Origin of the sequence: Streptomyces daghestanicus (assembly GCF_020521275.1) — a bacterium.
GTDB classification, from domain to species: Bacteria; Actinomycetota; Actinomycetes; order Streptomycetales; family Streptomycetaceae; genus Streptomyces; species Streptomyces griseoviridis.
In genome coordinates this window covers 822,952-843,951 of record NZ_BNDX01000008.1, presented here as the reverse complement: position 1 = coordinate 843,951, position 21,000 = coordinate 822,952, and the positions used below count along the sequence as shown (strand labels likewise).

Genomic DNA, 21,000 nt, shown 5'->3' with positions numbered 1-21,000 from the left:
CCGGACGGGATCGGCACCGGCGCGGTCGGACTCAGGCGTCCCGCCGCTTGAGCACCAGGTAGCCGCCGAGGAGGGCCGCGACCACCCAGAGCACCATGATGCCGAGGCCGCCCCACGGCCCGTAGGGGGTGTCGTCGTCGAGCGGCGGGACCACCTCCATGATCTTGCTGCCCGCCTGGTCCGGCAGGAACCGCCCGACCTTCTTCGTCACGTCGACGCTGCCGAGGATGTTGGAGATCAGGAAGAAGAACGGCATCAGGATGCCCAGGGACAGCATCGGCGAACGCAGCATCGCGGCGACGCCCATCGAGAACACCGCGATCAGGGTCATGTAGAGGCCGCCGCCGATGACCGCCCGCAGCACCCCGTCGTCCCCGAGGGACGCCTTCAGGTCGCCGAGCATCATCTGCCCGAGGAAGAACGCGGCGAAGCTGGTCGCCATCGACACCACCAGGGCCAGCACGGTGGCGACCGCGACCTTGCCGGCGAGGAACGTGCCGCGCCGGGGCACGGCCGCGAGCGAGGTGCGGATCATGCCGCTGCTGTACTCGTTCGCCACCACCAGCACCCCGAACACGATCATCGCGAGCTGGCCGAGGCTCATCCCGGCGAAGCTGGTGAACGTCGGATCGAAGGTGAGCTGGTCCTGCCGGTCCATCGTGTCGAACTCGCTCTTCGACAGCGCCGAGATCAGCATGCCGAGGGCGATGGTGACGACCACGGCCAGCCCCAGCGTCCACACGGTGGACGCGACCGACCGGATCTTGGTCCACTCGGACCGGACCACCTGCGTCGCCGCCATGCTCATCCCTTCCTCCAGTCGCTGCCCCACGGCCGCTGCCCCTGCCCCTGCGCCTGCCCCTGCGCCTGCGGCGGGAGCGGTCCGGCGGCCGGCTGCCCGTCGTGCGCGTGGTACTCCACCGACTCCGCGGTGAGCTGCATGAACGCCTCCTCCAGCGAGGCCCGCTGGGGGCTCAGCTCGTGCAGCGTGATCTGGTGCCGCGCGGCCAGCTCACCGATCGCCTCGGCCTTGTCGCCGTCCACCTCCAGCGCCTCCCCGCCGCCCGGCGCGACCGCGATCCCGGCCGTGGCCAGCACGTCCAGCAGCCGCTCCCGCTGCGGGGTGCGGACACGGACGTAGGAACGCGAGTTCTCCGCGATGAACCGGGCCATCGAGGTGTCCGCCAGCAGCCTGCCCTGGCCGATGACGACCAGGTGGTCCGCCGTCAGCGCCATCTCGCTCATCAGGTGGGAGGAGACGAAGACGGTACGGCCCTGCGCGGCGAGGGTCTTCATCAGATTGCGGATCCAGTGGATGCCCTCGGGGTCGAGTCCGTTGACCGGCTCGTCGAACATCAGGATGCGCGGATCGCCGAGCAGCGCGCCCGCGATGCCGAGCCGCTGCCCCATGCCCAGCGAGAACCCCTTGGCCTTCTTCTTCGCCACCGCCGTCAGACCGACCGTGTCCAGCACCTCGTGCACCCGCCGCGCGGGGATGCCGTTGGCCTGGGCGAGGCAGAGCAGGTGATGGTAGGCGCTGCGCCCGCCGTGCACCGCCTTGGCGTCCAGCAGCGCGCCGATGTACGTCAGCGGGTCCTTCAGCTCGTGGTAGTGCCGGCCGTCGATGCGGACGTCACCGGCGGTGGGCCGGTCGAGCCCCAGCACCATCCGCATGGTCGTCGACTTGCCCGCGCCGTTGGGGCCGAGGAAACCCGTGATGATCCCCGGCCGGACGGTGAAGGTCAGGTCGTTCACCGCCACTTTCTCGCCGTACCGCTTGGTCAGCCCCGAGAGCTCGATCATGCCGCCCACGCTAGAACGCGGCGTAGCCCTCTGCCACCCCAGTGGCAGAGGGCTACGTCAATGGTCCGACCCGGGTACGGACGTCAGCGGGACTGCTGGGCGGGCACCCCGCGGGAGATGGAGTCGTCCTCCGACGGCGTGCCGGCGGCGGCCACCGCGGCGCCCGTGAGGGTCGCCAGCATCTCGCGCACGTTGGTGAGCTGCGCGTTGATGGAGTCGCGGCGGTTGGTGAGGGCGGCCAGCTCGCGCTCGGATTCCGAACGGATGCGGTCGGCCTTGGCGTTGGCGTCGGCCACGATGTCCTCGGCCTGGCGCTGCGCCGTCTCCACGGTCTGGCGGGCGCGGCGCTCGGCGTCCGTGCGCAGCTTCTCCGCCTCCAGGCGGAGCTGCTCCGCGCGGTGCTCGATCTCCGCGAGGCGCTTCTCGGCCTTGGCCTGACGCGAGGCCAGGTCCCGCTCGGACTGCTCGCGGCGCTTGGCCAGGTTGGTCTCGAAGTCGGCGGCGGCCTGCGCGGCCTTGGCGCGGGTCTCCTCGAAGAGGGCGTCCGCCTCCTCCCGCTTGGACTGCGCGTCCTTCTGCGCCTCGGCACGCAGCTGCGACGCGTCGCTCTTGGCCTTCTCGACGATCCGGACGCCCTCGTCCTCGGCCTTGGCCTTGCGGTCGGTCGCGTACGACTCGGCGTCGTTGCGCACCTGCTGGGCGGCCGACTCGGCCAGCTCACGGTGCTGCTCCGCCGCGCGCCGGGCCTCCTCGCGCAGGTCCTTCGCCTCTTCCTCGGCGAGCCGCAGGATCTTCTCGACCCGCGCGCCGAGCCCCGCGTACGACGGCTCGGCGTCGCTGACCTGGGCCTGGGCGTTCTGGGTTTCGAGGTGAAGCTCCTCGATGCGCTTTTCCAGAGCGGTGATGCGGGCGAGAGCGCTGTCACGGTCGGAGACGAGCTTGGAGATACGTTCGTCCACCTGAGCGCGGTCGTACCCACGCCGCACAAGCTCGAAGCCGTAGGGGGAAGTGTCGCTCATGGGGTTCCTGTCGAATGAGACCGGTGAGGTGATAGGTGGAATCCTAGGGGCCAATGCGGTGTGTCATCGAGCGTATGCGTGTTTGATCTGGAGAATGACACCTCTTTTGAGTGGCGGACACGCCGACGGCTTGCCAAAGTCTTGGTCAAGGGTCTAGCCGAGGGTTGTAGCCAAAGGTCCCAGGAGACACCGAATTCGGTCTCCACGCTACCCGTCTGACGACTTGCCACCCGAACGAGGGGCGCCCACCGTCGCTCCGGCCTTCACACCGGGGTCCTTGGCGCCGACCGCCGGTGCCTCGAAGGACTCCAGCGCCTCCAGCACGTCCTGCACCCGGGAGATCTCCGCGTTGATGTCCTCGCGGCGCCGGACCAGGATCTCCAGTTCGCGCTTGCCCTCCTCGACCGTGCGCCGCGCCTCGCGGATCGCCTCGGCCTTCAGCTCCTCGGCCTCCTTCACCAGCTTGGCCTTCTTCTGCTCGGCCTCCTTCAGCAGCCCCTCGGCCTTCTTCACCGCGGCGATACGGACCTTGCCCGCCTCGGAGTTGGCCTCCGACACGATCTCCTTGGCCTTCGCCTCCGCCTTGGCGAGCTGCTCCTCGGCGGCCTTGACCAGCGCGTCGCAGCGGTCACCCGTCGACCTCATGGTCTCGGCAGCCTCGCGCCGCGCCCGCTCGTGGAGTTCCTCGATCTCGCCGGTGAGCCGCTCGCGCAGCTCCTCCGCGCGCTCCCTGATGGCGGTGGCGTCCCGGCGGGCCCCGACCAGCAGCTCGTCGGCGTCCGTACGGGCCTTCTCCACCCGGGTGTTGCCCTCGACCGTCGCCTCGGCGACGATCCGGTCGGCCTCCGAACGGGCCGCGCCCACCATGGAGTCGGCCTGCGCCTCCGCGTCCGCGGTGGTCTTCTGCGCCTGCTGCTGGGCCTCGGTGAGCAGCTTGTCGGCCTCGGCCGTGGTCTCCGTGATGAGCTTGTCGACCTGCTCGGCCGCTTCCGACCGCCGCTTGTTGGCGTCCTTGCGGGCCTCGTCGAGGGTGTGCTCGGCCTCCTCGCGGGCCGCCGCCGTGAGCCGCTCCGCCTCGGCCGCCGCCTCCGCCTTGACCCGCTGGGCCTCGGTGCGGACGCGCTCCGCGTGCTGCCGCGCCGAACCGACCGTCTCGGCGGCCTCGGCCCGCAGCCGCTCCGCGTCCCCGGCGGCCTCGGCCCGGACCCGGTCGGCCTCGGCCAGCGCCTCGGTGCGGACCCGCTCGGCCTCCGCGACCGTCTCCGTGCGCAGCCGGTCGGTGTCGGCGAGGGTCTCCGTCGTCAGCTTCTCGGCCTCGGACCGCGCCTCGGTGATCAGGCGGTCCGCCTGCGTCGCCGCCTCCGACCGGATGCGGTTGGCGTCCTCCCGGGCCTCCGCGCGGGCCCGTGACGCGGCCTCCTCGGCCTGGGCGACCGTCTCCGACGCCGCGGCGCGCATCCGGTCGGTCTCGGCGACCGTCTCGGCGCGCAGCCGGTCGGTCTCGGCGGCCGTCTCGGTGGTGAGCCGCTCGGCCTCCGCGCGGGCCTCGGTGATCAGGGTGTCCGCCTGGGTGGCGGCGTCGGAGCGGATGCGGTTGGCGTCCTCCCGGGCGTCCGCCCGGGTGCGCGCCGCGCTCTGCTCGGCCTCGGCGATGGCGTCGGACGCCTCGGTACGCACCCGCTGGGCGTGCTCGGCGACGTCCGAGCGGATGCGCTCGGCCTCGGTGATCGCCTCGGAGACGGTCCGCTCGGCGAGCGCCTTGGCGGCCTCCGTCTCCTCCTGCGCCTCGCGCCTGAGCCGGGTCGCGTCCTCGCCGGCCCGCTCCCGCTCGGCGTAGGCGTCGGAGCGGACCCGGTCCGCCTCCTCCTCGGCCTCGCGCCGGGTGCGGTCGGCGGCGTGCTCGGCGGCGCTGCGCAGCCCGGTGATCTCCTCCTGGGCCTGCTCGTGCAGCCCGGCCACCGACTCGCGCACCTGCGTGGCGTGCTGCTCGGCCGCGGAGACCATCTCGGTGGCGCGCCGGTCGGCCTCCTCGACCAGCCGGACCGCCTCGGCCTGCGCCTCCTCCACGCGGGTGCGCGCCGAGGCCAGCAGCTCCTCGCTCTGCTCGCGGGCCCGCTCGCGCTCCTGGCCGGCCTCCTCGCGGGCCGAACCGAGCAGCTCCTCCGCCTCGCGGCGGCGCCGGGCCGCCTCCTCCTGCGCGGCGGCCAGCGTCTCGGACGCCTCGGCCGCGAGCCGCTCGGCGGCGCTCTGCGCCTCCGCCCGCACCCGGTCGGCGCTCTCCTGCGCCTCCGACTTCAGCCGCTCGGCCTCGCTCGCCGCCTCCGTGCGCAGGCGTACGGCGACGGCCTCGCCCTCGGCGCGGGAGGCGGAGGCGTCGGCGGCGGCCTCGGTGCGCAGCCGCTCGGCCTCCTCCTCGGCCTGCTGCTGGAGGGCGCGGACGCGCTCGGCGGCCTCGACGCGCTGCCGCTCGGCCTCCTCGGCGGCCTCGCGCCGGATGCGTCCGGCCTCCTCACGGGCCTCGGCCAGCGCCCGCTCGGCCGAGGCGAGCCGCTCCTCGGCCTCCGTCCGGAGCCGGGTCAGCTCCTCGGCGGCCTCCGACGCGCGGGCCTCGACGGCACGCTCGGTCTCCTCGCGCAGCTCGGTGGCGGCGCGCTCGGCGTCCGCGCGGAGCGCGTCGGCCGCCTCGGCGGCGTCCGCGCGCTGCCGCTCGGCCTCGGCGCGGGTGCGCTCCAGGGTCTCCTCGGCCTGCCGGCGCAGGGCCGTGGCCCGCTCGATGGCCTCGGTGCGGACCTTCTCGCTGTCGGTGGTCGCGGCCTGCCGCAGCTCGTCGGCGTCCGCCTTGGCCTTGGCGAGCAGCTCCTCGGCGGACTTGGCCGCCTCCTCGATCTGCGCGACCGCCTCCCGGCGGGCCTCGGCGCGGATCTTCTCGCCCTCGGCGACCGCGTCGGCGCGCAGCTGCTCGGCCTCGCCGCGCAGCCGGCGGGCCTCCTCCTGGAGCTCGACCGTCTTGGCCCGGTACTCCTTGGTGTCGTCCTTGGCGGCGCCCTTGAGCTCCTCGGCGATGTCGTGCGCCTCGGCGCGCAGCCGGTCGGCCTCCGCCTCGGCCTCGCCGCGGATGCGCTCGGCCTCCTCGGCGGCGGCCCTGGTGGTCCGCTTGGCCTCCTCCGACGCCTTGTTGAGCACCTCCTCGGCGGTGCGGGCGGCCTTGGAGAGCTGGGTGGCGGTCTCCTCGGCGGTGATCGTGCGGGCCTTCTCGGCGGCCTCGGCGACGAGTTTCTCGGCCTCGGCGCGGGCGTCCTCGACGAGCTGCTCGGCCTCCGCCCTGGTGGCCTCGGCCTCCTTGGTGGCCTCGCCGACCAGCCGGGCGACCTGCTCCTTGGCCGTGCGGGTCCGCGTCTCGTTGGCCGCCTCGGCGCCGGCGAGGGCCTTGGCCGCGTTCTCCTTGGCCTCGGCGACCAGCTTCTCGGCCTCGGCCTGCGCCTTGCGCAGCGCCTCCTCGGCCGCGGACATGCGCTGCTCGGCGGCGCGGGTCAGCTCCTGGGAGCGGCGCCGGGCCTCCTCGGCCTCGCCGGCGGTGGAGGTGCGCAGCCGCTCGGCGTGGTCGGTGGCCTCCTGGGCCTGCCCCGCGGCCGTGTTCAGCAGCCGCTCGGCGTCGGCGCGGGCGCGGCGCAGGATCTGCTCGGCCTCGGCGCGGGCCGACTCCGCCTCGCTCCGCAGCCGCTGGCGGGCCTCGGCGGTCAGCCGCTCGGCCTCCGCGCGGGCGGCGGCCAGGGACTGCTCGGCCTCCGCGCGGGACTCGTCGAGGAGCCGGCGGGCCTGCTGCTCGGTGCGGGCGCGCAGCTGCTCGGCCCAGGCCACGTTCTCGTTGACGTGGGACTCGACGGTCTGCCGGCGCTCGGCCAGCTCCTGGTCGAGCTGCTGGCGCCGGTTGACCGCCTCCTGGTGCAGCTCCGCCTGGAGCCGGGCCGCCTGCTCGGCGTGCTCCTGGAGGATGCGCTGGGTCTGCGCGCGGGCCTGGCTCAGCTCCCGCTCGGCGTCGGCCCGGATCTGGTCGGCCTGCACCTGCGCCTGGCGCAGCAACTGCTCGGCCTGGTACCCGAGATCGCCGCCGTCGAAGGCGGGCCGGGACATGATGGTGCGGCGCGCCTCGTGCAGCTTGGCGCGCAGCACCTCGACCTGGTAGCCGAGGTCCTCGGCGTGCTGGATCGCCTTTTCCCGCTCGGTCCTCAGCCGCTTCATCTCGGCCTCGAACCGAGAGAGGTGGTCGACGTCAGCCGCCGGCTCTCGCTCCTGGCTCTCGTAGCCCCGCACTGCGCGGTCCCATCCGTCCCCTGGTCGCAACACTCTCCGAACGAACCCCGACCGTCCTTGCGAACCGGGGCCCCCGGGGAATGGTGTCAGATCAACGGCGGAGCATGTGCTGCTGCCCCGGCGCTCGTCCCCCGAAACCCGGACCCCGGCGTACGGTCCCACGCGTGACGACGGGACCGGGTCACCCTGGATCGAGCGGCGACCGCACCCAACCCTACCGGCCCCTATGTACGAGGGTCAGTGCTCAGGTGACTCAACAGCCGCCGAAGTGACCAGTTCTGTGAGGACGCCATGACAGTCCTTGGGGTGCAGGAAGGTGATCCGCGACCCCATGGAACCGCGCCGCGGCTCGTCGTACAGCACCCGTACGCCCTTGCCCCGGATGTCCTCCGCGTCGGCGTCGACGTCCGCCGTGCCGAAGGCGATGTGGTGGACACCCTCCCCGTTCTTCGCGAGCCACTTGCCCACCGCGGAGTCCTCGCGGACGGGTTCCAGCAGCTGGAGGTAGGACGATCCGCCGTCCGACGTATCGTTGATCTTGAGCATGGCCTCGCGTACGCCCTGCTCCTCGTTCACCTCGGTGTGGAACACCTCGAAGCCGTAGGTGGTCCGGTAGAACTCGACGGTCGCGTCGAGGTCATGACAGGCGATCCCGATGTGGTCGATCCGCGTCAACATGGAACCAGTGGAGCGCTGTCCGGGTGGTTACGCAACGTGCGCGCGATCACACCGACGGCCCGATGACGGGTCGCATACCGCTCAGTACATTCGAGTAAACCCTCGTTCACTCCTCGGCCGTGCAGGCCGGTAAGGGGATCGCAGCACATGGCTTCCACTACGAACAGCTCCGTGATCGTCGCGGGCGCGCGGACGCCCATGGGCCGTCTGCTCGGCTCGCTGAAGTCCTTCTCGGGGGCCGATCTCGGCGGCTTCGCGATCAAGGCCGCCCTCGACCGTGCGGGGATCGGCGGCGACCAGGTGCAGTACGTGATCATGGGGCAGGTGCTCCAGGCCGGGGCGGGGCAGATCCCGGCACGCCAGGCCGCCGTCAAGGCCGGCATCCCGATGAACGTGCCGGCGCTCACCGTCAACAAGGTCTGCCTCTCCGGCCTCGACGCGATCGCCCTGGCCGACCAGCTGATCCGGGCCGGCGAGTTCGACATCGTGGTGGCCGGCGGCCAGGAGTCCATGACCAACGCCCCGCACCTGCTGCCGAAGTCCCGCGAGGGCTTCAAGTACGGCGCGGTCGAACTGCTCGACGCGATGGCGTACGACGGTCTGACCGACGCCTTCGAGCACATCGCGATGGGCGAGTCCACCGAGAAGCACAACAGCCGCCTCGGCCTGACCCGCGAGGAGCAGGACGAGATCGCCGCGCTCTCCCACCAGCGGGCGGCGGCGGCCCAGAAGAACGGGATCTTCGAGGCGGAGATCACGCCGGTGGAGATTCCCCAGCGCAAGGGCGAACCGGTGGTGTTCAGCAAGGACGAGGGCATCCGCCCCGACACCACCGCCGAGTCGCTCGGCCGGCTGCGCCCGGCCTTCAGCAAGGACGGCACGATCACGGCGGGCTCGTCCTCGCAGATCTCCGACGGCGCGGCGGCCGTGGTGGTCATGAGCAAGGCCAAGGCCGAGGAGCTGGGCCTGGAGTGGCTCGCCGAGATCGGCGCCCACGGGAACGTGGCCGGGCCGGACAACTCTTTGCAGTCGCAGCCGTCGAACGCGATCCGGCACGCGCTCGGCAAGGAGGGCCTGGACATCTCCGACCTCGACCTGATCGAGATCAACGAGGCGTTCGCGGCGGTCGCCGCCCAGTCAATGAAGGACCTCGGCATCTCCACCGAAAAGGTGAACGTGAACGGCGGTGCCATCGCCCTCGGCCACCCCATCGGCATGTCCGGCGCCCGTCTGGTGCTGCACCTGGCCCTGGAGCTGAAGCGGCGCGGCGGCGGCACCGGCGCGGCGGCGCTGTGCGGCGGGGGCGGCCAGGGTGACGCGCTGATCGTCCGGGTACCGAAGAGCTGAGACCGGCCGGTACGCCGTGGCCGGTACGACGTGAAGGGAGCTGTGCGCATGCAGGACGTCGCCGCACTGGTGGCTCAGGCCAGGGAGGGCAGGCCGCGGGCCGTGGCCCGGCTGATCTCCCTGGTGGAGGGGGCGTCCGGGCAGCTCCGCGAGGTCATGGCCGCGCTGGCCCCGCTGACCGGCGGGGCGTACGTGGTCGGCCTGACCGGTTCGCCGGGCGTCGGCAAGTCCACCTCCACGTCGGCGCTGGTGACGGCGTACCGCAAGCAGGGCCGACGGGTCGGCGTCCTCGCCGTGGACCCGTCGTCCCCCTTCTCCGGCGGCGCCCTGCTCGGCGACCGGGTGCGGATGTCCGACCACGCCTCCGACCCCGGCGTCTACATCCGCTCCATGGCCACCCGGGGCCACCTCGGCGGCCTCGCCTGGGCCGCGCCGCAGGCCATCCGCGTCCTGGACGCGGCGGGCTGCGACGTGATCCTGGTCGAGACGGTCGGCGTCGGCCAGTCCGAGGTGGAGATCGCCTCGCAGGCCGACACCTCCGTCGTCCTCCTCGCCCCCGGCATGGGCGACGGCATCCAGGCCGCCAAGGCCGGCATCCTGGAGATCGGCGACGTCTACGTCGTCAACAAGGCCGACCGGGACGGCGCGGACGCGACCGCGCGCGAGCTGAACCACATGCTCGGCCTCGGCGAGTCCCGTGCCCCGGGGGACTGGCGCCCCCCGATCGTCAAGACGGTCGCCGCCCGCGGCGAGGGCATCGACGAGGTCGTGGAGGCCCTGGAGAAGCACCGGGCGTGGACGGAGGAGCGGGGCGTCCTCGCGGAGCGCCGGCGGGCGCGGGCCGCCCGCGAGGTGGAGACCCTCGCGGTGACGGCCCTGCGCGCCCGCATCGGCGACCTGCACGGCGACCGCCGTCTGGGCGCGCTGGCGGAGCGGATCGTCGCGGGCGAACTGGACCCGTACCGCGCGGCCGACGAACTGGTGGCGGGGCTCACGGAGGGGTGACGCGGGGCGCCCCTTCCCGGCCCCGCCACCCGCCGGCAGGCTCCGGCAGCCGTTTTCCGGCGCCGGCAGCAGTCTCCGGCCCGTCAGTCGCCGGGGCCGTCAGTCGTCGTCGGAGTCGCCGGAACCTTCGGAACCGTCCGTGCCGTCGTCGTCCCGGTCGGCGGTGACGGTGCCCGAGGTGAGGCCGACCCGCCAGTCCCGCTCGTCCCCGCCGCCGGAGGCCCGCGTCTCCACCTCCCAGCCCCGGTCCGTGCCGTCGTCGTCCAGGTCCACGGAGGTCACGGTCCCCTTGCCGGCCGCCGCTCCGGCCGCCTCGGCGGCGGTGACGGAGGCGTTCTCCAGGGCCGCCCGCACCTCGGCGGTGCCGTCCTCGTCGTCGTCCGCGCGGGAGCCGAGGACGCCGCCGCCGTCCGGGTCGACCCGGACGCTGTGCCAGGTGCCGTCCCCGGCGAGGACGTCCACCTCCCAGGCCGCCTTCCCGCCCTCGTCCTCGTCGTCCAGCTCGGCGGAGACGGCCGTGCCGGAGGTGTCCTTCAGCGCCGCCGCGATCGCCTCGGCCGCCGTTACCCCGGAAGCGGCCTGCCGGACGTTCTCCCGCCGGTCGCCGCTCCCGCCGGTGCCGTCGTCCCCGCCGACCGCGAGGGCGGTGGCGGTCCCTCCGCCGACCAGCGCGGCGGCCGCGACGACGGCGATGACGATGTTGCGCTTCATTGGATTTCCTCCCGGGTCGGTCCGTTCTGCCGGCGTCTGTGCCGACGTCCTCACTGTCCTGGACCGACGCTGAGGGGAACCTGAAGCCACCTGAAGCGATCTTCAGCTCGGGTACGCGACCCTTGACCCATGCGCCTGCTCATCGTCGAGGACGAGAAACGACTGGCCCTGTCGCTGGCCAAGGGCCTGACGGCCGAGGGCTACGCCGTGGACGTCGTCCACGACGGACGGGAGGGCCTGCACCGGGCCGGGGAGGGCACGTACGACCTGGTCGTCCTCGACATCATGCTGCCCGGCATGAACGGCTACCGGGTCTGCGCCGCCCTGCGCGCCGCCGGCCACGAGGTGCCGATCCTGATGCTGACCGCCAAGGACGGGGAGTACGACGAGGCGGAGGGCCTGGACACCGGCGCCGACGACTACCTCACGAAACCGTTCTCGTACGTCGTCCTGGTGGCCAGGATCAAGGCGCTGCTGCGCCGCCGGCCGGGTGCCGGGGCCTCCCCGGTGCGCGTCCTCGGAGACCTGCGGGTCGACACGGCAGCCCGCCGCGTCTTCCTCGCCGGCGAGGAAGTCACCCTCACGGCACGGGAGTTCGCCGTACTGGAGCAGCTGGTGCTGCGGCCGGGCGAGGTGGTCTCCAAGGGCGAGATCCTGGAGCACGTCTGGGACTTCGCCTACGAGGGCGACCCCAACATCGTCGAGGTGTACGTCAGCGCCCTGCGCCGCAAGCTGCGCGCCGACCTCATCCGGACCGTGCGCGGCGCCGGGTACCGGCTGGAGGCGGGCCGGTGAGCCGCCTGTTCGGTTCCGTCCGGGCCCGCGCCACCCTCGGCGCGACCCTGGTGGTCGCCGTCGCCCTGGTCGCCGCCGGGACCGCGGTGCTGCTCTCCCTGCGCTCGAACCTGCTCGGCGAGGCCGGCACCGCCGCGGAACGCTCCGCGCGGGAGGTCGCCGCCCAGCTCGCCGCCGGCACCCGCTACGACGACCTCTCCCTGGACGTCGACGACCGGCCGGTGCAGGTGACCGACGAGAACGGCGTCCTGGTTGCCGCCAGCGAGGACCTGGAGCGGATCAGCGGCACGGGCGTCACCGGCGTACGCCCGCGTCCGGACGCCGACGGGCGCCCCGCCGGCGACGAGGACGACCGGGACGAGGGGCGGGAGCCCGGCGAGATCGGCGGCCGGACCACCGTCACCGACGGTTCCGCGACGATCGACGGCGAGACGGAGGACTACCGCTTCGCCGCCGTCACCGTGGAGACCGACGACCGGGGCACCCTCACCGTGCACGCCGGCTCCCCGCTCTCCGCCGAGCACGGCGCCGTCCGCACCGCGCTGACCGTCATGCTGATCGGCTTCCCCTGCCTCGCGGCCGTCGTCGCCGGCGTCACCTGGCTGGTCACCCGGCGCGCGCTGCGCCCGGTGGAGGGCATCCGCCGGGAGATGGCCGCGATCACCGCATCCGAGGACCTCGCCCGCCGCGTCCCGGTCCCGGACACCCACGACGAGGTCGCCCGGCTCGCCCTGACCACCAACGAGACCCTGGCCGCCCTCCAGACCTCGGTGGAGCGCCAGCGCCGCTTCGTCGCGGACGCCTCGCACGAACTGCGCAGCCCCATCGCGTCCCTGCGCACCCAGCTCGAAGTGGGCGCCGCGCATCCCGAATTGCTCGACGTCGACGGCGCGGTGGAGGACACCGTACGGCTCCAGCGGCTCGCCGCCGACCTGCTGCTGCTCGCCCGCCTGGACGCGGGGGAGCGGCCGGGCGACGCGCGGGTGGACCTCGCCGCGCTCGCCCGGGAGGCGGCAGCGGGGCGTGCCGGGGTGCGGGTGCGGACCGCGGGGGGCGTGACCGTCGCGGGGTCGCGCGGGCAGCTGGGGCGGGTCCTGGCCAACCTGCTGGACAACGCCGAGCGGCACGCCCGGTCGGCGGTCGAGGTCACCGTGGCCCGCGAGGGGGACACGGCCGTGCTGGCGGTCGCCGACGACGGCGAGGGCGTCCCCGCCGCCGACCGGGACCGGATCTTCGCGCGCTTCGTACGGCTCGACGCGGCCCGCAGCCGGGACGACGGCGGCGCCGGGCTGGGCCTCGCCATCGCCCGGGACGTCGCCGTACGCCACGAGGGCACGCTCACCGTCCGTGAGGCACCGGCGGGCGGCGCCCTGTTCGAACTGCGCCTGCCCGCGCTCCAGGTGTATTGACCCGCAGCGTTGTTGACGCGGCTGATGGGTGGCTGGCCGCCGAGGGCGGTGTGGCAGCGGTGGTGGTTGTAGGTGTGGAGGAAGGCGCAGCCGATTCCCCCGCGACCTGATCCGAACGACAGGCCCTGGGCCGCGTCCGCGGAGTCCCTCCTGCCCCGCGACGCCCGGCACGCACTCTCGCCCACGGGACTGAGCCCGGCACGGCGGGAGCACGCACCCGACGCCGCGTGACCCGCCCTCCGGCCGGCCGGACGGAGGGACTTCCCGGACACGGCCTGGCGTCTCAGGGACGGCCGCGCTGCCCCCGCAGATGGTCGGCGATGGGCCGCAGCGCCTTGTCCAGCTCCGTGAGCGCCTCGGGGGAGAGCAGGTCGATGAAGTGCCGGCGCACCGAGGCCACGTGGTGCGGGGCGACCTTCCGCATGGTCTCCATGCCGTGCTCGGTCAGTACGGCGTACAGGCCCCGGCGGTCGGACTCGCAGTTCTCCCGCCGCACGAGGTCGGCGTTCTCCATGCGCGTGATCTGGTGCGAGAGGCGGCTCTTGGACTGGAGCGTAGCGGTGGCGAGGTCGCTCATCCGCATCCGCACGTCCTCCGACTCGGAGAGGTTCACCAGGATCTCGTAGTCGTTCATGGTCAGGCCGAACGGCTGAAGATCCTTCTCTAGCTGGTAGGACAACAGCTTGTTGACCTCCAGGTGGGTGCGCCAGGCGGACTGTTCCGCTTCGGTCAGCCAGCGGGTGGCCGTCTCGGTCTCCATGGATGAAGTCTACCTAAGAAGTTGAAAGACGAACTAGTGAGGGTGTCCCCGGGGTCGGTGCGCACGCGTTCGACGTCACCCTCCGCAGGGTACCGCTCACAGCCCGAAGCGACGCTGGAGGTCCCCGAGCTGTCCGGGAAGGCGCGGTGCGCCGGGCGGCGCCCCCGGCGCGCCGTGCGCCCCGCCGCCGGGCACGCCCGGTTCGTGCGGGGTGCCGCCCGCCGGCTGCTCCGGCAGCAGCGCCTCGCTCGACTGGAGCAGCACCGTCCCGGCCCCGACGAACTCGAACTGGTGCTCCTCGCCCGACGCCCCGCCGAGCCCCGTCAGCGCACGCAGACCGCCCAGTACGCCGGTCATGTACCCGTGGTCGTAGTGGTGGCACGGCGAGGGGCAGTCGGCCCAGCCCACCAGGGCCTGCGGGTCCACCCGCAGCGGCGGCTCCATGAACACCACCGGCCCGTTCGAGGCGGCCACGAACTTCCCCGTCCCGATCAGGGTCAGGAACCCCGGCACGATCGACTGCTTCAGCGACAGACTTGGCTGAAAAGCGAGCAGATTGCCCGAGCGAACGGTCAGATTGCCGTCCTCCAGGTCGAACGAATTGACATCGAAGGCCCGGTCGGCCAGGAGCATCTTGCCCGAGCCCTCGGCCACCACCCAGTCGCTCGCGTGCAGAGGCGAATGGAAGGACGTCCGCACCAGGCGGTCCAGCCGCCCGTGCCCGATCCCGTTGAACTCGATCGCCCCGTAGTAGGCGATCATCTTCCCCTTCTGAAGGAACCACTGGCTCCCCGCCAGCTCCACGCAGAAGGTGTACGGGTTGACGTTGTCGTCGACCGGCAGCGTCGACGGATCATGGTGGACCACGCTCACAGCTTCTCCTCCGACGCCTGCACGTACACCGCGCCGCTCCCGCTCAGCTCCAGCTGGAACGCCTCACCGGACCCGCGCCCCACCATGTCCCGCCAGCCCAGCGCCGTGGACAGCTTGTTCCGTACGTCACCGTGATGGGCGACGTACGCCTGCGGATCGACGTGCACCGGCCGCCCCGGCGAGATCGGCACCTCGATCACGCCCCCGTGCGCCATGACGGCCACGCCGCCGTGCCCCTTGAGCGAGGTGGTGAACAGCCCCTGCCCGCTGACCTGCCCCCGCACCATCCCCATGACCCCGCCCTGCGCGCCCAGGAACACGGTCCCCTGCTCCAGCGTCCCCTCGAAGGCGAGCAGCCGGTCCGCCTCCACGTACAGCGTGTCCCCGGCCAGCCGGATCACCTGCACATGGTGCCCGCCGTGCCCGAACAGCACGGTCCCGCTGCCCTCGACGGTCATCAGCGGCGTGTCCTCGTTCGCGACCCGCCGCCCGATCATCGACATGACCCCGCCCTGCCCGCCCCGGAGGTTCGGGGTGAAGGACACCTCGCCCCGGTAGGCGAGCATGGCGCCGCGCTGGCTGAACAGCCGCTGACCGGGCGCGACCGTCGCCTCGACCATCTTCGGATTGATCTCCCGGAACCCCACGTCACACATCCCCCGCGATCGTGTTCCGCTCACTCGGCTGCACGTACACCAGCCCGTCCCCCTCGAAGCGGATCTGGAAGGCCTCCCCGCCGCCTTCGCCCAGCATCGTGCGGAACGTCACACCGGACTGGAACGACTGCCGCAGATTCCCCTGGTGGGCGACGTACGCCCCCGGATCGACGGTCAGCGGGTACCGCGCGCTGACCCGCAGCACCACCGCCGGCCCGTCCGACATGATCGCCGCCTGGCCGTGCCCCTCGATGCTCGTCGTGAAGAGCCCGTTGCCCTGCGAGGCGCCGCGCAGCCCCGTGAACTCGGTCCCGGTCCGCAACCCGGCGTCGGCCGCGAGGAAGTTGCCGGCCTCCACGTACAGCTTGTCCCCGTGCAGCGCCACGAGGTTGATCTCGGACGCCCGGTCCGCGAACCAGCAGGTCCCGTGCCCCTTCACCTCCATCACCGTCATCTGCTCCCCGGTGAGCCGCCGCGTCACCATCCCGCGCAGCCCCTCACCCCCGCCGCTCAGTTTCCTGAAGCTCATCTGTCCGTCGTACGCGACCATCGAGCCGTTCTTCGCCTTGACGGCGTCCCCGGTCATGTCGACGGCGAGCACCTTGCTGCCCTGAAGTCGGAACATCGCCACGCTGCGAAGGTAACCGAGGCCGTACCCGCCCGGCCGGTCCCCTCGATGATTTGCCACAATGGCCGGGCGCTTGTGCGCACGTTCACAAGATGATCGTCGACGTCCCTCCCACCGAAGGTGACCACCCGTGGACCTCAAGACCGCCGCAGCCCTCCGCCGCCTCCGCCTGGTGTCCGCACCCGAGGCGATCTCCTTCCTCCTCCTGCTCGTCTGCTCGGTCCTGAAGCGGACCACCGACTTCAACGCCGTGCCGGTGATGGGCATGGTCCACGGCGTGCTGTTCGTCCTCTACGTGATCTTCTGGGCGGACGCGTGGAACCGGGCCAAGTGGTCCTTCGGCACCGGAGCCCTCTACTTCGTCCTCTCCGTGCTGCCCACCGGCGGATTCTTCGCCGAGCGCCGGCTGAAGCGGGAGGCCGAGGACGCGGTGATCGCCTCCCGCGCCCGCCAGGAAGGGGTCGTGAACGCATGATCGTCGCCTTCTCCGTGACGCCGCTGGGCGTCGGCGAGGACGTGGGGGAGTACGTGGCCGACGCGGTACGGGTCGTCCGCGAGTCGGGGCTGCCGAACCGGACGGACGCGATGTTCACATCCGTCGAGGGGGAGTGGGACGAGGTCATGGACGTCGTCAAGCGCGCGGTCGCGGCGGTCGAGGCGCGGGCGCCGCGGGTGTCCCTGGTCCTGAAGGCGGACATCCGTCCCGGCGTGACGGACGGACTGACGTCCAAGGTCGCGACGGTGGAACGGCATCTCTCCGAGTGACGGTCCGCTCCCGTCGGCCCCGGGGCCGGGGCTGAGGCCGGGGGGTGCCGCGCAACCCGGCGCTGCCGGGGGGCCGCCGCGCCCACCCGCGCCGCCCCGGGCGGCACGACTGCCCGCGGTCGGGCGCGGCCGGCCGCCCGGCCGGTAGCCGCGGTCGCGTACGGCGAGAAGGGGACGGGGCGGGGGTGTCCGCCCGCGGCGGCTGGCGCGTCCACCCCGTTCACTTCCCCGAACGGCCGGTTCCGCGCCGTTCCGGGGACGGACCCGCCCGGCCCCGCCCCACCCGCCGGCCCGAGGCGCCACGCGCGTCCCCACCGGACCCGACAGGCGCCGCGGGCATCCCACCGCACCCCCCCGCAGCGCACCCCATACCACCCACCCACCTGGACGCCCCCAGTTCGACACGCCCTCAGTTCTCCACTTTCGTAGGGGTATCACTCCCCACTCACTGGAGGACGCTGTGCGGCCGGAGGGCTACGACTACGACACCCACAGCCGACTGGCCGGTCCGCTCACGGAGCCGTCCGGGAGCGCGTACCGGGTGCAGTACACCTCGCTGCTCTCCCGCGAGCCCCGGCGAATAAAAGCCGTCCTCCTGATGACCCTCGCGCCGCTGCTCACCGGCGCCCTGCTGGTCTACCTCGTCTGGCCCACCCACTGGGTGGAGCGAGAGGGCGCCGACTCCTGGCTGACCGCCCTCGACGTCACCATGCTCCTCGCGATCGGCCTGATCGAGCTGTTCATGGTCGTCAACGTCGCCTCCGTCGCCCACGCCACGATGGTCGCCCGCGACCCCGTCCCCGTCACCCCCGAGCCCGGCACCCGCGTCGCCTTCCTCACCACGTACGTCCCCGGCAAGGAACCCCTCGCCATGGTCCGCGCCACCCTGGAGGGCGCGACCCGCATCACCCACCCCGGCACCCTCGACGTCTGGCTCCTCGACGAGGGCGACGACCCCGGCGCCAAGGCCCTCTGCGCCGAACTGGGCGTCCGCCACTTCACCCGCCACGGCGTCCCCGAGTGGAACCAGGAGTCCGGCGTCCACAAGGCCCGCACCAAGCACGGCAACTACAACGCGTGGATCGCCATGCACGGCGACGCCTACGACTTCTTCGCGTCCGTCGACCCCGACCACGTCCCGCTCCCCGGCTTCCTGGAGCGGATGCTCGGCTACTTCCGCGACCCGGACGTCGCCTTCGTCGTCGGCCCCCAGGTGTACGGCAACTACCACAACCCCGTCACCAAGGCCGCCGAGTCCCAGCAGTTCCTCTTCCACGCCCTCATCCAGCGGGCCGGCAACCGCTACCGCGCCCCCATGTTCGTCGGCACCAACAACGTCGTCCGGATCTCCGCCGTGAAACAGGTCGGCGGCCTGTACGACAGCATCACCGAGGACATGGCCACCGGCTTCGAGATCCACCGCCGCAAGAACCCCCGCACCGGCCACCACTGGCAGTCCGTCTACACCCCCGACGTGCTCGCCGTCGGCGAGGGCCCCGCATCCTGGACCGACTTCTTCACCCAGCAGATGCGCTGGTCCAGGGGCACCTACGAGACCCTCGTCAAGCAGTACGGCAAGGCCGTCCTCACCATGCCGAAGGGCCGGCTCCTCTCCTACACCCTGATGCTCGTCTACTACCCGATGACGGCCGTCAACTGGTTCCTCGGCGTCCTCAGCTGCCTGCTCTTCCTCTGGTTCGGAGCCTCCGGCACCGAGGTCGCCGCCTCCGTCTGGCTGATGCTCTACAGCGACGCCGCCGCCCTCCAGGTCGGCCTCTACCTCTGGAACCGCCGCCACAACGTCTCCCCGCACGAACCCCAGGGCTCCGGCGGCCTGGCCGGCATGGCCATGTCGGCGATCTCCGCCCCGATCTACCTGAAGTCGTTCAGCGAAGCGCTCCTGCGCCGCCCCAGCCGCTTCGTCGTCACCCCCAAGGGCGAAGGCGCCAGCCCCGACCGCCCGCTCACCTTCCGCATCCATCTCACCTGGGCGTTCCTCCTGGTCAGCGCCCTGATCGGGTCCGCCGTCCTGGACCACACCCACGTGGCCATGCGCACCTGGACCCTCCTCGCCACGGCGATCTCGCTCGCTCCCTTCGCGGTCTGGGCCGTCACCACCCGGCGCGCCCGCAGGGCGGCACCCGCCCCCGCGGCATCCCCCGAGCCCGCCGCCCAGCCCGACACGGCGGCCACCACCACGGCCACCGCCACTCCCGCCTTCGCCGCCACCGGCATCACGTCGACCGTCTCCGGCACCATGACAGGAGGCAACTAGGCCATGGCCTACACGCCCTCGCAGAAGACCAAGAAGACCGTCCTCGGCGTCGGCGGCCTGGCGGTCCTGGCCGCGCTCAACGCCCCGGCCGCCCTCGACTTCGCGGGCGAGAAGTACCACGCGTACAAGATCTCCCGCCCGGCGTACAAGGCGAAGTACGGCTCCTGGGACCAGGTCGCCATCCCGAAGGAGTACCGCACCAACGCCATCCACGCCGCCCTGCTGCACACCGGCAAGGTGCTGATCGTCGCGGGCTCCGGCAACGAGCAGAAGAAGTTCGACGCCGGCTCCTTCGACACCGTGCTGTGGGACCCGGAGAAGAACACCTTCAAGAAGGTCCCCACCCCGGAGGACTTCTTCTGCTCCGGCCACGCCCAGCTCCCCGACGGCCGCCTCCTGGTGGCCGGCGGCACCGCCCGCTACGAACTCCTCGACGGCGAGGTCGACCGGGCCGGCGGCGGCATGCGCGTGAAGAACGAGAACCCGGACAGGACCGTCCACCTCCCCAAGGGCACCCGCTTCCGCTCACCCGCCGGCGTCGAGTACGTCTCGAAGTTCGACGTCACCCTCCCCCGGGCCAAGCGCGAGTTCGAGATCACCCGCGACGAGCGGGGCGTCGTACAGCCGTACCGGACGAAGGTCACCGCCAGTGAGCGCCGCGTCTTCGTGGAGGCCGTGGAGAAGGGCCCGCTGTCGGTCACCGACACCCAGGCCCAGTACGAGATCGTCGGCCTGAAGGGCAAGGAGGCCGCCGACACCTACGGCCTCAGCGAGAAGATCACCCTGGAGAAGCAGGACTTCCAGGGCATCCGCGCCGCCTACGAGTTCGACCCGGTCGCCGAGAAGTACATCCCCGTCGGCCCGATGGACAAGGCCCGCTGGTACCCGACCCTCGTCGGACTCGACGACGGCCGCGTCCTCGCCGCCTCCGGCCTGGACGACGTGGGCGTGATCGACCCCGGCGACAACGAGATCTACGACCCGGAGACCAAGAAGTGGTCGCCCGGCCCCAAGCGGTACTTCCCGACCTACCCCGCCCTCTTCCTCACCAAGGGCGGCAAGCTGTTCTACTCCGGTTCCAACGCCGGTTACGGCCCCGCCGAGAAGGGCCGCGAACCCGGACTGTGGGACCTGCGGACCAACACCTTCCAGAAGGTCCCCGGCCTCACCGATCCCGACCAGCTGGAGACCTCCGCCTCCCTCCTCCTGCCCCCGGCCCAGGACCAGAAGGTCATGGTGCTCGGCGGCGGCGGGGTCGGCGAGTCCCGGAAGTCGACCGAGCGCACGGCCGTCGTCGACCTCAAGAAGGCCGCCCCGGCCTTCGAGCGCGGTCCCGACCTCCCGCAGGGCACCCGCTACCTGAACAGCGTGATCATGCCGGACGACACCGTCTTCACGTCCAACGGCTCCAAGGACTACCGCGGCCGCAGCGCCAGCAACATCCTCAAGGCCCAGGTCTACGACCCGAAGACCAACGCCTTCACCGAGGCCGCCTCGCCCGCCGTGGGCCGCAACTACCACTCCGAGGCGCTGTTGCTGCCCGACGGCCGCATCGCCACCTTCGGCTCCGACCCGCTCTTCGACGACCAGCAGAACACCAAGCTCGGCCACTTCGAACAGCGCATGGAGGTCTTCACCCCGCCCGCGCTGCACCGCAGCTCCGCCGCCCGCCCGGTGCTCAAGGGCGGTCCGAAGACCCTGGCCGCCGACCACCGGATCACCTACCGCACCGACCACCCCGACCGGGTGGCCCGGGCCCGGCTGATGCGCCCCAGCGCGGTCACCCACACCACCGACGTCGAACAGCGCTCCATCGAGCTGGAGGTGACCAGGAAGGGCAAGGCGGTCACCTTCGACATCCCGAAGGACCGCGCCCTGGTCCCGCCGGGCTGGTACATGCTCTTCGTCACCGACGCCGACGGCACCCCGTCGAAGGCGAAGTGGGTCCAGGTGAAGTAGCCGGTC

General features: G+C 72.4%; 18 protein-coding genes. 8 read left to right on the top strand and 10 right to left on the bottom strand.

Annotated features, from left to right (window positions below; all coding sequences use genetic code 11):
• Window positions 1–31: 31 nt before the first annotated feature.
• The 5 genes from Sdagh_RS13130 to mce all read right to left on the bottom strand — a co-directional run bounded on the left by Sdagh_RS13130 (window position 32) and on the right by mce (window position 7,811).
• Window positions 32–802: an ABC transporter permease gene (locus Sdagh_RS13130; protein ID WP_189414892.1), complete on the bottom strand. Its 771-nt coding sequence runs from the start codon at window positions 800–802 to the stop codon at window positions 32–34.
• 2 nt (window positions 803–804) lie between these two features.
• Window positions 805–1,803 (bottom strand): ABC transporter ATP-binding protein, encoded by a 999-nt coding sequence (locus Sdagh_RS13125; protein ID WP_190077669.1) that lies wholly within the window; start codon window positions 1,801–1,803, stop codon window positions 805–807.
• Between the two features lie 83 nt (window positions 1,804–1,886).
• On the bottom strand, window positions 1,887–2,822 hold the full coding sequence (locus Sdagh_RS13120; protein ID WP_189414888.1) for a coiled-coil domain-containing protein: 936 nt from the start codon (window positions 2,820–2,822) through the stop codon (window positions 1,887–1,889).
• Between the two features lie 207 nt (window positions 2,823–3,029).
• Window positions 3,030–7,133 (bottom strand): polarized growth protein Scy, encoded by a 4,104-nt coding sequence (gene scy / locus Sdagh_RS13115; protein WP_189414886.1) that lies wholly within the window; start codon window positions 7,131–7,133, stop codon window positions 3,030–3,032.
• A gap of 237 nt (window positions 7,134–7,370) precedes the next feature.
• Complete coding sequence (gene mce / locus Sdagh_RS13110) at window positions 7,371–7,811, bottom strand: methylmalonyl-CoA epimerase (protein ID WP_189414884.1); 441 nt, start codon at window positions 7,809–7,811, stop codon at window positions 7,371–7,373.
• Window positions 7,812–7,958: 147 nt separating this feature from the next.
• Between mce and Sdagh_RS13105 the strand changes: the two genes are divergently transcribed.
• Both Sdagh_RS13105 and meaB read left to right on the top strand, forming a co-directional pair.
• A complete protein-coding gene (locus tag Sdagh_RS13105) occupies window positions 7,959–9,158 on the top strand; it encodes an acetyl-CoA C-acetyltransferase (RefSeq protein WP_189414882.1) in 1,200 nt (399 codons plus the stop codon).
• Window positions 9,159–9,206: 48 nt separating this feature from the next.
• Window positions 9,207–10,163, top strand: a complete 957-nt coding sequence (meaB, locus tag Sdagh_RS13100; protein WP_189414880.1) for a methylmalonyl Co-A mutase-associated GTPase MeaB — start codon at window positions 9,207–9,209, stop codon at window positions 10,161–10,163.
• A gap of 99 nt (window positions 10,164–10,262) precedes the next feature.
• On the opposite strand, the gene Sdagh_RS13095 is transcribed toward meaB, so the two are convergent.
• Window positions 10,263–10,874 carry a PepSY domain-containing protein gene (locus Sdagh_RS13095; RefSeq protein WP_190077668.1) on the bottom strand — a complete coding sequence of 204 codons (612 nt, stop codon included), beginning with the start codon at window positions 10,872–10,874 and terminating at the stop codon, window positions 10,263–10,265.
• Between the two features lie 129 nt (window positions 10,875–11,003).
• Here Sdagh_RS13095 and Sdagh_RS13090 point away from each other — a divergent pair, with 129 nt between their 5' ends.
• Both Sdagh_RS13090 and Sdagh_RS13085 read left to right on the top strand, forming a co-directional pair.
• Complete coding sequence (locus Sdagh_RS13090) at window positions 11,004–11,669, top strand: response regulator transcription factor (protein ID WP_189414876.1); 666 nt, start codon at window positions 11,004–11,006, stop codon at window positions 11,667–11,669.
• Complete coding sequence (locus tag Sdagh_RS13085) at window positions 11,666–13,078, top strand: sensor histidine kinase (protein WP_189414874.1); 1,413 nt, start codon at window positions 11,666–11,668, stop codon at window positions 13,076–13,078. The genes Sdagh_RS13090 and Sdagh_RS13085 overlap by 4 nt, the downstream gene beginning before the upstream one ends.
• 283 nt (window positions 13,079–13,361) lie before the next feature.
• Here the strand turns inward: Sdagh_RS13085 and Sdagh_RS13080 are convergent, their stop codons facing one another.
• From Sdagh_RS13080 to Sdagh_RS13065, 4 genes are all read right to left on the bottom strand, one after another.
• Window positions 13,362–13,838 carry a MarR family winged helix-turn-helix transcriptional regulator gene (locus Sdagh_RS13080; RefSeq protein ID WP_189414873.1) on the bottom strand — a complete coding sequence of 159 codons (477 nt, stop codon included), beginning with the start codon at window positions 13,836–13,838 and terminating at the stop codon, window positions 13,362–13,364.
• A gap of 96 nt (window positions 13,839–13,934) precedes the next feature.
• Window positions 13,935–14,711 carry an AIM24 family protein gene (locus Sdagh_RS13075; RefSeq protein ID WP_189414871.1) on the bottom strand — a complete coding sequence of 259 codons (777 nt, stop codon included), beginning with the start codon at window positions 14,709–14,711 and terminating at the stop codon, window positions 13,935–13,937.
• A complete protein-coding gene (locus tag Sdagh_RS13070) occupies window positions 14,708–15,358 on the bottom strand; it encodes an AIM24 family protein (RefSeq protein WP_190077704.1) in 651 nt (216 codons plus the stop codon). Before Sdagh_RS13070 ends, Sdagh_RS13075 begins: the two co-directional genes overlap by 4 nt.
• 1 nt (window position 15,359) lies before the next feature.
• The gene (locus Sdagh_RS13065) at window positions 15,360–15,992 is read right to left on the bottom strand and encodes an AIM24 family protein (RefSeq protein WP_189415519.1); all 633 of its coding nucleotides are present in this window, start codon (window positions 15,990–15,992) and stop codon (window positions 15,360–15,362) included.
• 133 nt (window positions 15,993–16,125) lie between these two features.
• On the opposite strand from Sdagh_RS13065, the gene Sdagh_RS13060 reads away from it, so the two are divergent.
• The 4 genes from Sdagh_RS13060 (at window position 16,126) to glxA (ending at window position 20,994) form a co-directional block, all read left to right on the top strand.
• Window positions 16,126–16,470, top strand: a complete 345-nt coding sequence (locus tag Sdagh_RS13060) for a DUF3817 domain-containing protein (protein ID WP_189414870.1) — start codon at window positions 16,126–16,128, stop codon at window positions 16,468–16,470.
• Complete coding sequence (locus Sdagh_RS13055) at window positions 16,467–16,760, top strand: MTH1187 family thiamine-binding protein (protein ID WP_189414869.1); 294 nt, start codon at window positions 16,467–16,469, stop codon at window positions 16,758–16,760. The genes Sdagh_RS13060 and Sdagh_RS13055 overlap by 4 nt, the downstream gene beginning before the upstream one ends.
• A gap of 460 nt (window positions 16,761–17,220) precedes the next feature.
• Window positions 17,221–19,035 (top strand): glycosyltransferase family 2 protein, encoded by a 1,815-nt coding sequence (locus tag Sdagh_RS13050; protein ID WP_190077667.1) that lies wholly within the window; start codon window positions 17,221–17,223, stop codon window positions 19,033–19,035.
• A 3-nt stretch (window positions 19,036–19,038) separates the two neighbouring features.
• Entirely contained in the window at window positions 19,039–20,994 is a 1,956-nt protein-coding gene (gene glxA, locus Sdagh_RS13045; protein ID WP_189414867.1) for a radical copper oxidase GlxA, read from the top strand.
• Window positions 20,995–21,000: the final 6 nt, after the last annotated feature.